Source organism: Pontibacillus sp. HN14 (genome assembly GCF_021129245.1).
Lineage (GTDB): Bacteria > Bacillota > Bacilli > Bacillales > BH030062 > Pontibacillus.
This window is the reverse complement of sequence record NZ_JAJOLR010000006.1, coordinates 65,980-79,755: the sequence shown is the minus strand read 5'-3', so window position 1 is coordinate 79,755 and position 13,776 is coordinate 65,980. Positions and strand designations below refer to the sequence as shown.

8 protein-coding genes are annotated in these 13,776 nt (G+C 42.9%); 5 read left to right on the top strand and 3 right to left on the bottom strand.

Annotated features, from left to right (window positions below; translation table 11 throughout):
• Positions 1 to 247: 247 nt before the first annotated feature.
• From LQ226_RS16735 to LQ226_RS16725, 3 genes are all read left to right on the top strand, one after another.
• Complete coding sequence (locus LQ226_RS16735; RefSeq protein ID WP_231419147.1) at positions 248 to 1,072, top strand: Cof-type HAD-IIB family hydrolase; 825 nt, start codon at positions 248 to 250, stop codon at positions 1,070 to 1,072.
• A gap of 406 nt (positions 1,073 to 1,478) precedes the next feature.
• Positions 1,479 to 1,805, top strand: coding sequence for a PadR family transcriptional regulator (locus tag LQ226_RS16730; protein WP_231419144.1), 327 nt, complete (start codon positions 1,479 to 1,481; stop codon positions 1,803 to 1,805).
• 5 nt (positions 1,806 to 1,810) lie between these two features.
• A complete protein-coding gene (locus tag LQ226_RS16725) occupies positions 1,811 to 2,560 on the top strand; it encodes an HAAS domain-containing protein (RefSeq protein WP_231419142.1) in 750 nt (249 codons plus the stop codon).
• A 376-nt stretch (positions 2,561 to 2,936) separates the two neighbouring features.
• Here the strand turns inward: LQ226_RS16725 and LQ226_RS16720 are convergent, their stop codons facing one another.
• A complete protein-coding gene (locus LQ226_RS16720) occupies positions 2,937 to 5,507 on the bottom strand; it encodes an S-layer homology domain-containing protein (protein WP_231419140.1) in 2,571 nt (856 codons plus the stop codon).
• Between the two features lie 442 nt (positions 5,508 to 5,949).
• Positions 5,950 to 7,929 carry a BMQ_0737 family morphogenetic spore coat protein gene (locus LQ226_RS16715; RefSeq protein WP_231419139.1) on the bottom strand — a complete coding sequence of 660 codons (1,980 nt, stop codon included), beginning with the start codon at positions 7,927 to 7,929 and terminating at the stop codon, positions 5,950 to 5,952.
• 192 nt (positions 7,930 to 8,121) lie between these two features.
• On the opposite strand from LQ226_RS16715, the gene metA reads away from it, so the two are divergent.
• Positions 8,122 to 9,051, top strand: a complete 930-nt coding sequence (gene metA, locus LQ226_RS16710) for a homoserine O-acetyltransferase MetA (RefSeq protein ID WP_231419137.1) — start codon at positions 8,122 to 8,124, stop codon at positions 9,049 to 9,051.
• Between the two features lie 333 nt (positions 9,052 to 9,384).
• Here the strand turns inward: metA and LQ226_RS16705 are convergent, their stop codons facing one another.
• Entirely contained in the window at positions 9,385 to 12,192 is a 2,808-nt protein-coding gene (locus LQ226_RS16705) for a UPF0182 family membrane protein (protein WP_354665922.1), read from the bottom strand.
• A 499-nt stretch (positions 12,193 to 12,691) separates the two neighbouring features.
• Here LQ226_RS16705 and LQ226_RS16700 point away from each other — a divergent pair, with 499 nt between their 5' ends.
• Positions 12,692 to 13,597 carry a nuclease-related domain-containing protein gene (locus tag LQ226_RS16700; protein ID WP_231419135.1) on the top strand — a complete coding sequence of 302 codons (906 nt, stop codon included), beginning with the start codon at positions 12,692 to 12,694 and terminating at the stop codon, positions 13,595 to 13,597.
• Positions 13,598 to 13,776 lie beyond the last annotated feature (179 nt).

Genomic DNA, 13,776 nt, shown 5'->3' with positions numbered 1-13,776 from the left:
ATCCTAGATAGAATGAAGCGTGCATATAAAGATACGCCTCAAGTAAGGAATGGTCAATTTATTTGTTTCGGAAAACGAAATAATCGAATACCACAATATTTTATCAATCCTATAAACTCTATAAGACCAGCTTTGAACCACAATATTCCTATACTTCAAAGGAAAGACCTATCCCTATTTCTTAAGAATTCTAGTAAAATGACAATAGATACGAAATGAATCTAGATAAAGAGAGGATTATGCAGCGATGTCTTACCAAATGATTATTCTAGACTTAGACGATACCTTACTAGGAAATGACCACAGCATTTCAGAGCGCAATAAACAGGCCTTAATGAAGGTGCAAGAACAAGGAGATAAAGTCGTACTCGCATCAGGGCGACCTACCTATGGAATGGTTCCCTTTGCCAAAGAGCTTTCTCTGGCGGAATACGGAAGCTTTATCTTGTCCTTTAACGGAGGAAAAATTATCAACTGTCAGACGAACGAAGAATTCTTCAGCCAGACGTTAAGCATCGATGCGGTTTCTCGCTTAGAAGAGATTAGTAAGCGTGAGAACGTGCAGATCCACACCTACGTGGGTGAGGAGATCGTAACAGCAGAGGCCAACCGTTATACCTCCATCGAATCTGACCTAACTGGTCTACCTATTAAATTAGTAGACTCCTTTATGGATGGTGTCACAGAACCTGTTGTGAAAGTATTAATGGTCGGTGAGCCTGAGCACCTCCAAGCCGTCGAGAAGAAGCTTCAAGACGAACTAGGAGACGAGTTCAGCGTGATGCGCTCGAAGCCATTCTTCCTTGAATTCACGGCTAAAGGTATCACAAAAGGAACAAGTATTGAGAAATTAATAGACGAGCTTGGTATAAAACGCGAAGAAGTTATTGCCATGGGTGATAGTTACAACGATCAGGAAATGATTGAATTCGCGGGTCTTGGCGTCGCGATGGGAAATGCACCAGAGGATATTAAAGAGATCGCTGACTTTGTGGCCGATACGAATGTAAATGATGGGGTAGCGCAAGTTGTTGAGAAATTCTTATTGAAAGAGAACTCCACGTATAAATAACGAATTACACAAGACGTAAAAGAAATCCCGAAGAACTAATGCAGTTCTTCGGTTTTCTATTTCAGCAAACGTTATGATTTAACATCATCAAGATTAATAATGGCAAGCGATGATGATTTTCCCACCCCCATTAACCTTCACACTCTTAACAGCGAGCCCCTTTTTTATGAAAGCCTGCTTTCTCCACTTCACCAGCAGAAGCTTTATTCCAGTACCCACCTCACTTTAAGTCAAGGAAATTATTTCCATAAATAATTAGACTTGAAATTCCATCATATGTATATTATCTTTAAACTATATTGCATTACAAAGTAGTAACATGTACTTGTATCGCTTATTTTTTAGCCCCACTATCTTGCATAACAATATAGTTTCACTTGTATAAATCAACCAAGGAGGAAATGAATTGTCTTCGAGTCAGATACTGAAAGGAATCTTAGAAGGGTGTCTCCTATCCATCATTGGAAAAGGGGAAACGTATGGCTATGAAATGATGGAGAAGCTCCATACCCATGGGTTCACCATGGTCAAGGAAGGAAGCATTTATCCACTCTTACTCCGTATGAAGAAAGAAGGGCTTGTCGCAACCACTCAGAAGAAAGTGCCCTCAGGCGGACCGAAACGTAAATATTACTCGTTAACAAAAAAAGGCGAGGACGAATTAGAAGAGTTCAAGAAGAGATGGAGTGCTATTTCTGGTAGTGTTGATTCTTTATTAAGAAAGGAAGGATAACGAAAATGAAAGTGTCTAAGGAAAGTCAGCAATTTCTAGATAACCTGAGAGTCTACTTATTATCCAGTGGAAAAAATGAACAAGAAATTAATGAAATCGTTGAAGAGCTAAAAGATCATTTACACGAGGCTGAGAAGCACGGGAAAGATGTAGAAGAAATCATCGGGCAGTCCCCAAAAGAGTACATGAATCAAGTAGCAGATGAAATGCCATTTGACCTTACTGGAGTGTTAAAGTATATCCCTATTATCTTCCTTGGTGCCTTTTCATTTATACTAATAGATGACGCGATTCGCGGTACTATGGAATATTCCTTGCTTGAACTCATCGGCTATCCCTTAATTTTATTTATCAACCTTTTTATTATGTTTAGAATTGCTTTTAGATATTTAGCAACCAGCTCATTATCCGAAACCAAGCAATGGCTCTTTTTATCCCTCGTTGGAATGATCCCTGCATCCTTATTTATCGTTATTTATTATGTAGATCGCTTTTTTGAAACCCCTTCTATTGAATTTGGAACCGTTGGCGTCATTCTAGCAGTCGCTGTTTCCATCTCCGTCTTTATCGGAGTCGCTCTATGGAGTAAATCATGGGTAACCATTATCATCCCTCTTCTTTGGTTCCTCCCAAGGGTGTTTATTGATATGACAAGTATTGCAGAGGATACAAAGCTCATCGTTTCCGGGACCCTCCCCCTTGCGTTGGTTGGTCTTTATCTATTGATTGTGTCGAAGAGAGAGCAACATAGTTGAGGGATGGGGGGACGGGTCCCTTGTCCCGCGGGACGAGGGGTCAGGTCCCTGGCCCCGCTTTTCTTCATCTGTTACCTTTTGTGTGATTTTTCATAAGAAAAGGGAACAGATAGCACTCCTCTCTTCCCTTTCACATCTGTGAAGCTATGAAAAGGTCACAGATCACCCTCTTCTCTTCCCTTTTACATCTGCGAAGCTATGAAAAGGTCACAGATCGGCTGACTCTGTGACCTTTTTCTTCATTATTCTCTCGGAAAAGTCATAGATCCTGACCTCAAACACATGGACAACTCTAGACAACCGCATGATAAATTCCTCTTGATCAAACGTTTGATCAATTAAAAAACATGCAGCCTAATAAGGCTACATGTTTCTTTTACTGCATATTCTCTATTGGATAGATTGGATAGGTACCTTCTTCTACATAGTTGCCGTGAACATCTGTGATCGTATTCGGCTCAATGATATACTCCACCGAATAAAGATCATCTACTGCAATCGTCTCAAAGGCAAGGCCTATAGGGTCTTCGAAGCCTTCATTATAGAGCTTGATTGCGGTCGACGTGTCATAGATAGCACCGTCTGATAGGTGAACCTCTTCAATTCCAGAACCAATAGGCTCTGAGAATATAACCGTTACCGTATCGTTTGCCTGATCCCCGACTACAAAAATCATCGGTTGAACGCGGTCTTTTGCTTCTTTGTTTTCCACACCATCGAAGACATTCCCAGCCAGATCTCTCAATCCTTCTCGGACCGTTACTTTCGGCTGTTTATATCCATCAACCTCTTCTAATTCCTGAACGGTGATCTGAACAAGTCGGTCTGCCGTGTAAGAATCGAGCTCTTCGTAATCCGTTACCCTACCGCCGACTTTCACATCCGTAATGGTATATCCTTCAACCTCGAACTGATCCTTATGCACAGAGTTTGGATCGATTGGCTCTTGGAAGAATAGCTGGATATGATCGATGTTTCCATTCTCATTAAAGTCTCGTGTTGCAATAGAATCGGGCTTGCGCATTAACTTTGGTTTGCTACTGTCTAGTACAACGACAGGTTCCAAATCAACCTGTTCGCCTAGAAGAGTTTTCGTACCTGAGGTCTCTTCTTGAGTTGATGGGTCCACCGCTGCATTCTGTACAGATTGCACACGCAGAAGTCCATCTGCGATTTCGCTCTCGTCTATGGGCAGAAGAGGATACAGGTTAATCGTTCCTTTACCACGCTTGTTGGTTAAAGTGCTCATGCTCATTTCCGTCTCCCGATAAGGCTCATCATTTACAGAAACGGCGAAATCGCGGAAATCAGCTTCTTTTAGCTTTTGGTTAAAGCGAAGGTGGATATGTCCATCGTCATCAATCACAATATCCTCAAGGGCTGGTTTAGTTGGTTGCTCTGGAATATGAGCTGTCGTCTCTCTCATAACCTGACCACTGTGGTTAGGAATACCTGAAACGACTACTGTGCCTCCGGCAATCGAATCATTTTTGGATTCAATTAAGACTCCTTGATGATCCGCTACATGAGAAAGGGTAAACTCATCAGCCGAAAGCCTATCCCCGTCTTTTGTCTGAACGTTATAATGACTCTGATCTAATAATGCGCTCTCTTCCATTTCTTCTACAAACAGAATATAGGCTGTTTGAGAATCTTGTAGAGAAACATCGGTTGAATCTGGTGAAAGCCACGTGAAATCTACCAATGGAGCTTTCTCCATGCTTGAAAATGTTTCTGTAATCGATTGAGGCTCCATTTCATTCTCGTTTTGAGAATAATCGACAATCCCATTTACAAACAGGGTAAACGTCTGGCTACCAGTTAGGGAAGAAGCTGTTTCAAGGGTTACTTTATCCCCTTTTTCATTTAACGTCGCATGGTTAATCGCCATATTTCCATGCTCTTCCGATGATAGTGCATAGCGAATATGATCTCCTGCTTGTAGCTCTTGAACCTGCTCTGAGAAGCTCACAACGATTTCATTCTGATCTTTATATGTCATTCCCGTTACTTCCGGAGGAGTTGTATCCTCATGAGAGAATGGGTAAACCCCGCCGCGCAGTGGATTGCCATCTTCATCTTCTATAAACGTCGTTCCTTGTGTGATCTGTCCATAATCGATCATGAACTCCTGGTACTCATATAAAGGGAATGGGAAATGAACCTCATAAACCGAGTCGTTTACTTTCGTAATGGACTCATAGCCTTTTACATCCATTCCATAGCGAATTCCTTCAATCGCACCTGAGGTTTTCACATGGCTCACGGGCTGATCGAACGTTAGTCTTACAGTTGTATTGTTTACCGCTTCGACGCTTAGCTCCGGTGTTTCCTGATTCGGTTTAAAGTAATCATTTAAATGCCTGGCTAAGAACGCCGAGAAATTCTGGCGACTGATTTCTTTGGTTGGGCGAAACGTTCCGTCCGTATACCCAATCGTAATCTTATGATGGGCAAGGGTGCTGATATACGAGTAGCCCCAGTAATCTTCTGAAAGGTCTTCAAACGACTCTTCATACGTTCCTTCCAGCTTATACGCATTCACAAGAATTTTAGCCATTTGAGCGCGAGTCAGTTTCCCTTCCGGTTGAAAGGTCCCGTCGCCCATTCCGTCAATAATGCCAAGCTCTTTTGCTTTTGCAACTGCTTTATAAGCATCATGGTCCTTCGATACATCCGTAAATCCAGGGTCTTCAACAGTTTCTAAATCGGGATCCAATTCACGCATAATCATTCGAACAGCATCAATTCGTTTAATCGGTGCCTTTGGGTAGAAGAGCGTGTCCGTAAACCCGTTCACAACTCCTGAATCTCTTAAATAATGAATCTCTTCATCGAAACGAACAAGGTCCTGAAAATCCTGATCCTCTTCAGCAATGACCCGTTCTGTTGAAGTCAGAAAAAGTAGTCCTACGATGAGGGCTACAATAATAGATCTTAATCTCAATGATGTGCCTCCTTGGTGTATGTAATGATTCTGTAACATTTGTAATCTTAACATAATATAGAGGAGAATATGGGATGGGATTTTTATCAAATTCAGGGCCAGGGGGTCACGTCCCTCGTCCCAGCTGGTCGCATCTGTTCCCTTTTGAAGCTATTTTAGTAAGAAAAGGGCACAGATAGCGGTCTTCTGTTACCTTTTGAGTCTTCAAAACTCTGAAAAGGGAAGAGAGACCCTTCCTCTATTACCTTTTGAACTCCTAACTATTGAAAAAGGTCACAGATCGGCTGGGTCTGTGACCTTTTCAACCGTTATTTTTGTTAAAAGGGCATAGATTCTACTCATTTCTCATCACCTCAGGAGAAATTGGGACAAGGAACCAGTCAGTCCCCTAGCAACACAAAAAAAGCGTCTGATTCACACCAGGCGCTTTTATCTTCATATTTTAAGGAATATCATCACAATCCCCAATAAAGGTAATTGGACTAATAGGTGCAGTGAACGTTGTTTCAAATGAATTTCCAAAGACATCATTCGCTTCTACCACCCATGTACCAATGTTACCCGCTCCAATCGTAAGTTCAATCGTGACTTCGAATATTCCTGTAAATACATTCCCTTGAGCTCGTGCAGTTCCGAAGACTCTGGCTACAGTATTGTCTTCGCACGAAATTATAATTCTTCTACCACCAATAAAGTTAATCGTTCTTCCTTGATTACCACCAAACGTCACGTTAAAGTTATCTACTGCCGGGTTACATCCAGGACCAGCTATAAAGCATTGAACAGAGGATACATTAATATCACCTGTAAGTGTTCGAGGAGTTCCATTATCCACCACGTTAACTGTTGCCCTGGCGCTATTGCCAGCTATTCCAATACGGAATTTACATGGGCATTCAGGAGGTAAGCAAATTACATTTGTCCCTACTGACATCGATACTCCTAACCCTTCAGCATTAACCGTAATAAGAACGGATGTGTTATCAATACCCTCAAGTACTGTTATAGGTGCTTCAAAATCACCATTTACATCCGACATAGTCGGTGGAATCGTAACAACGCTAGGAATAGCTGTAAAAGTAATCTCTACACCTTCCTGACCTACGTTTCCACAGCTAATGTTTCCACTTATATTACCCGTACACGTAATGAGCGCAGGCAGAGGGTCAAGTGTAAGACTACATGTTTGACTAGGACAGTTATAATTAACAAGTACATCTTGCATCAGTACATTTCCATCGAATGAGGCGGTAACTGTAATAGTTGCCGCTCCAGAAGTTCCAGGAGTTGCAGATAAACCGACTAGGAAGTTTCCATTTGTGCCTGTAGTGTCCGAATCAGGGGTCACTGTAACGTTTGTGTCATTGCTATTAAAGGTTACTACAGCCCCTTCAATCAAGGTCTCCCCACACCTAACTCTACCTTCTAGTACCCCATTACACTCAAGAAGATCAGGCTCAAATACGAACAATACACATTCTTCCGAACGACAGGAGATTTTCGTAGGCAGGGTAATCGAATACTCCACTTCATCAATGGTAGTAGTGGCTGTAATAGTAGCATCTTCAGGAACTCCAACTTCTACATTTGCCACCACTGTAAAGTTTCCATGCTCATCTGTATAGACTGGATTCATATCAAAAGTCACACGGACAGAATCAGAGGATAACGTTACCTCAGCCCCCACGATTGGTGCTCCACCACACCTCACATTTCCAGACAGTTCACGGCTACAAATAATCGTAGCGGGTACAAACAACCCAACCTCACACGGTGAACAAGTAAAATCAACCTCATCAGCAGGGATCGTTCGCTCCTCTTTCTGGTTAAAAATGACCCAGTCATAGACCTTGTTTGCGCGGATAGCATGAGGATATTTCTGTGAAGGGGATTTCCAAGTACCAGAGATCATTGGTTTAGAAGATTTTTTAGTAAGCGGCAAACACGTTTGCTCCGGTTCCATCAGCGGCCTCGGGGCACATACCCTCCCTTCTATTTCGAGGCAAGTTTCCGCCACCACTTGCACATTCTGGCACGTTTCAATCCACAATTTAACCGAAATAAATTCACCATTGCGACAGACAACACTTGCCCTACATCTAAATTTCGTTGCCTCACATTCAACTTCAGTTCCCTGTGGTGCACAAAGGAGCAGTTGTTCGAATAGCATAAAAGGAATCGGATTAGACAAACACCCGCCGTCTTCTCCATTGATTTCGACTACAACGAAACCTTGTTTCTGAATAAAGACATTCTGTAATGTCACTTCTTGTCCGTCAGGCAGGGTATATAGAACATCCTCACGATCCCCCACTTCCTCACATGTTATCGCATCAGTACGCACAGGGTTCCCCTCTTCATCTGACAAGAAACAACTCACAGTCGCTCCATTCTCAATCAAAAAACAAATATCAGGATTCATCTTTTTGCCTCCAATCTTTCTAGAATGACACTATTAGTTTATTAAGGTTAGAAGGGACGGGTACGCCCTTTTTACGGTAGGGACGAATGGGTGGAGAAGCCTCACCGCCTAAGAATTTTCATGTGGTAGGATCATATTCTTTTGTTATAATAGATGAAATATTGAAAAAGTTTAGATAAGGGGTGAATGCATATGCCTATTAATATACCTGAGACACTACCGGCTAAAGACATTTTAGAGAAAGAAAACATCTTCCTCATGGAAGACCCTCGTGCTAGTAAGCAGGATATTCGACCGTTGAATATTCTCATCTTGAACCTAATGCCAGAGAAAGAGAAAACCGAACGCCAATTGTTACGTTTACTCAGTAATTCCCCATTACAAGTAAACGTCGAATTCATTCACACATCTACATATGAATCCAAAAATATTAGTAAATCTCATTTATCACAGTTCTACAAAACGTATGACGAAATCAAAGAAAAGAACTATGATGGAATGATCATTACAGGGGCCCCTGTCGAGCAGCTGCCTTTTGAAGAGGTAGCTTACTGGGAAGAACTCACTCAAATTATGGAATGGACAAAAACGAACGTTACCTCTGTTCTGCACATTTGTTGGGGTGCACAGGCCGCACTGTATCACCATTACGGGATTCGGAAATATGAACTTCCTGAGAAAATATCCGGCGTCTTTCAACACCGTATTATGAATGAAACGAATAAATTAGTCCGTGGAATGGATGATGCCTTTCTGGCCCCCCATTCACGCTACACCGATGTATCAGAAGAAGAGATTCTCGCAAACGATCAATTGACGTTACTCGCCTCTTCGAAGGAAGCTGGAGCGCTATTAATGATGTCAAAAGATGAGAAGCACGTCATGATTACAGGGCATATTGAGTATGAGTCGACGACGCTCGCAGAAGAATATGAGCGGGATGTGGCAAAGGGACTCGATGTGAACGTCCCAACAGGATATTATCCAAACGATGATCCAGATCAGAAACCGCTCAACCGCTGGCGATCACAAGCTTATTTGCTATTTTCGAATTGGTTGAATTATTGTGTCTATCAGGAGACTCCTTATGAGTGGGACTCGGTGGATTCTTGGAGTATTTAAGCGATAGCGCGGGAATCGGGGTCAGGTCCCTCGTCCCAGTCGAGTGCCTCTGTTACCTTTCGCATCCATTTCACTTAGAAAAGGGAACAGAGAGCGGGCTTCTGTTACCTTTTAGGCTTCTAAAACCATGAAAAGGTCATAGATCGCCCTCTTCTCTTCCCTTTTAAGCTTTTAAGTGCAACAAAAGGTCACAGATCGGCTAGATCTGTGACCTTTTTGTCTTTGATTTATCTTGAAATGTCACAGATCAAGTATCCAAAAGGGACAAGGGACCGGGCCCACAACTCCCACAAAAAATGCCTGCCCCAATCAAGGGGGCAGGCATTCTCTTCTTTATTCTTCCGGACTATCCGTTGACTCTTCTTCACCTTCAACCTCTGTTGGCTCTGAAGGTTGTTGCTCTTGTTGAGCTTCCTCAAGTAGAGACTGAATCTCTTCCATAATTCGCCCGGCTTCTTGATAATTTCCTTCTGACGTTTGTTCCTGATACTGATCGAATAGGTCGGATACTTGCTGAAGCACTTGGCTCGATTCAAGCATCTCACCTGTATCAGGCGTCTCTCCTTGCTCCCCTTCTCCTTCCGGCGCTTCGCTGTCCGGATCAATGCGGGATAACAAGACTTCTAAAGCACGGTCAAAGGTCGGCTCCATCACAATCTGGTTCTGATAAGCGACAATCACCTGCTTCACTTCTGGTAGAGACGTTTCATTGGATGATTTGATATAGATCGGTTCCGCATAAAGGATGGTATCCTCAATCGGCAGAACGAGTAAGTTCCCGCGGATAACTTCAGAGCCACCTTGAGACCAGAGGTTCAACTGCTGAGATATATCACTATCCTGGTTAATCCGGTTCTCAATCTGCTGCGGCCCATAGACGTTTTCTTGTTTAGGGAATTCATAAACCATCATATCACCGTAGTTATCACCATCGTTTCGGACGCCCATCCAGGCGATCATATTTTGACGATTTCGTGGTGTAAATGGCGTCATTAGAACGAATTCCTCTTCCTCTGCTTCAGGAAGACGCATGGTCACGTAGTACGGTTCCATCGTTACATCTTCGTTGAAGTATTTCTCCGTCGGAATCTCCCAGTAGTCCTCGCGGTTATAGAAGACTTCAAGATTCGTCATGTGGTACGTCTGATAAAGCTGAGACTGAACCTTGAATAGGTCGATTGGATAACGGAAGTGATTACGCACATCTTCTGGTACCTCTTCTGTGAACAGTTCCGGGAAGATGTTTCTGTATGTCTGAAGGAGCGGTTCATCAGGATCAACAACGTAGAACGTCGTTTCCCCTGTATAAGCATCCACTGTTACTTTAACAGAGTTACGAATATAGTTTTTGCTACCTTCATAGGCTTCCGAATACGGATAATTGCTTTCTGTTACATATGCATCAATCATCCAGGCCATCGTGCCATCATCTCTTACGAAAATATACGGATCTTCATCATACTGAAGAAACGGAGCAATGCGCTCAACGCGATCCATAATGTTTCGCGTCTGAAGCATTTGACTGTCACCTGTTACTTGATCTGACACGAATAAACGGAACGACCCTTCATCAAGTGCAAAGAGCGCGCGATTAATACCTAAAAGCGGGATTCCTGTGTCTGCTTCAAATCGGTTCGACTTGTTCTCATCACCAGAAGGGTAATCAAACTCGTCGACTCCACTATTTACAACAACCGTGTCATATTGCTCTTCCCCGAAGTACACCTGAGGTCGTGTAATCTCAAGTTCCCCTTGTGGAGGCAAGTTCTGAACCATGTATTCCGGCTGCCCTTGTGGGGTAATTTCATGCACATTACTCATTGCAAGCCCGTACCCGTGCGTATAACGAAGGTTTTGGTTCACCCACGTCTGAGCTTGGGACGGTAAGTCTGATGTATTCAGCTCACGGGCACCAAGGAAGACTTGCTGATACTCCCCGTCAATGTTGTAACGATCAATATCGATATCATTAAATTCATAATACGTACGGAACGTTTGAAGCTGATTGTACACATCCAAAATCGGACGACTATCGTTAATGCGCACATTATTAATGGTATCCTGATTCCGTTCTACCATTTCCCGGTCTAGCGTATCTGCTCCCGGGTGCTGAGCTTCTGTCATATCTTCAAGCTCATAAGCCGTCCTGGTCATAGCCAGGTTCTCTTCCAAATACGGACGCTCTTTCGAGAATTCATTTGGCGATACAACGAAGTTCTGAACAATCATCGAAGCCCCCTGCGCTACAATCCCTACAACGATATACAAAATAATCGGCAGAATCATGCTCTTCCATTTGCCGCGGAACAGCGAAATAATGACCCAAATTGTTCCTAAGAGGGCCACACCAGCTAGCACGTATGAGGCTGGATTGTTAATGACATCATCGGTGTAGCTTAAACCATGGACAACACTTTGTTGCGCTACGTTCACTCGATTTGTTAGAAGTGAATAAAACGGTTCAAACACGTGCTGCGCTGCAAGAAGAACACCAATAATCGCAAGCGTCGTACCAAGATGGACTTGCGCTGTTCGGCTTGTGCGATACATAGTGAAGACGGAATACAATCCGATTTCCACAAATAAGAAGAAAATCGCAAGACCAAGCACAGTGGATAGTGCAAATTCAATGAATGGTAATACGAACATGTAGAATGACACATCGCGATCAAAATGGGGATCGCTCACACCAAACGGCTCGTAATTTAAGAACTTAAGCCATGGTTCCCATCCTATCCCCTGTACAATTGTACTTCCGATTAGACCGATGATTAAGGCCAGAAGAAGAACCAATGAGCGACTCCACTTTTTACTCGTTACAAGAGTTGGCAGCTGCCCTTCCGTAAAGTGCCTTAAATACGATTTCCTTACCCAACTAAACGTAATATACGTACAGACAGCAAACAGGATAAAACCAACGATTCCAAGCATAAACTTGCTTGTTAAAATCGTCATGTAGGAATCCTGGTAGCCCACACTCCCCATCCATATGTACTCTGTAATCCAGCTTAGAGACAAGAGGGTGAGAACCAAGAGAACAACCACGACAAGCGCAATTTTCCCAAACCATCCGCCAAACTTTTTCATCTTTTTATTCCCACCAGAGGGAAACCCTCTGACATTACTTGTTTCATTATCCAAACCATCGCCTCCTTTTTCTCTCTATCTAACTATACGATTGAGGTTCTAAAATGTTTCGTGAATCTATATTGAATATAACGAAATGCTCGTGGGACTTCAATCATAGTGCTAATGTTTGTGTTGATCAAACGTTTGATCAATTTTTTAGATCGGGGTCTTGCGGTGTTTGGAAGGGGTGTCGGGCGCGGGAGGTGTGAGGCGGGACGCGGTGTCAGGTACCCAGTCCCGCCTGGGGAGTCTGTTACCTTTTGATGGCTTTTTGTTAGGAAAAGGTCATAGATAACGGTCTTCTGTTACTTTTTGAAGGCTTTTAAGTAGTAAAATGTCACTGATTGCCCCTATCTCTTACCTTTTGAACGCTTTTATCTATCAAAAGGTCACAGATCAGCCCCCTCTCTTCCCTTTTTGAAAGATCTTCTCTCTAAAAGGTAATAGATCAGACGCCCGATAAGCCCATGTGCTATACTCTAGTTAGCCTCTTCAAGAAAGGAATGAAGAAATGCCGCTATACAAACCTCGAACGAAACCTTCCCACTTAACCATTCTAGAAACCCTACAAAAAAGAACTTCTCTATCCTCCAAAGCAAGCAGCGATTATGCCCGCTGGCTGAAAGGATTCGAAGGAGAACAACGATTCGATCATTTTATAGAACCTCTCGCCAATGAAGCTTATTTACTTCACGACCTCTTACTCAAAAAACAAAACACGACGTTTCAAATCGATACGCTTATGATTACTTCTGAGAAAATCTATCTCTTTGAAATTAAGAATTATGAAGGGGACTTTATTTACGAAGACAATCAATTCTACCGTTTACCGAAAAACGAGATTCTAAACCCTCTCCACCAGCTGCAAAGAGCTACCTCATTACTAGGTCAACTGTTAAAATCACAAGGATACACCCTCCCTATCGAAGGGTATGTCATCTTTATCAATCCCCATTTCCACCTTTACCAAGCACCACTCACACCAACCATCATATTCCCAACACAGTTAACATCTTTTCTAGACCAACTGAAGACCTCTTCTCCACTAACCTCTTTCCATAAGAAATTAGCAGAAGAGCTCCATGCGCTCCACATCACTGATTCTTCCTTAAATGAAACACCTTCTTATACATTTGATAATTTACGAAAAGGGATTACCTGCCTCCAATGCTCTTCCTTATCCGTTGAGGTTGAGGGTCATAAGTGTATATGCAAGAGCTGTGGTGCCAAAGAAAAATCCAGCCAAGCGATCTTGCGAAGCGTTGAAGAATTACAGTTGCTGTTTCCTGAAGAGAAAATCAAGACACAAATCGTTTATGAATGGTGCGGGCAGCTTGGAAGTCTCAAGAGGATTAGAAGCGTTCTGCAGAAGCATTTTACGATGAAAAGCGTGAATCAGTGGGCGTATTTTGAATAGGGCCGGGGAGCGGCGGGACGGGGTGTCAGGTACCCAGTCCCGCCCTGGCGCTTCTGTTCCCTTTTGCCTCTACCATACTCCGAAAAAGGAACAGAGAGAGTCCTTCTCTTCCCTTTTCAGCACATAAATCTCTCAAAAGGTCATTGATAGCCTTCCTCTCTTACCTTTCAAGCCTTTAA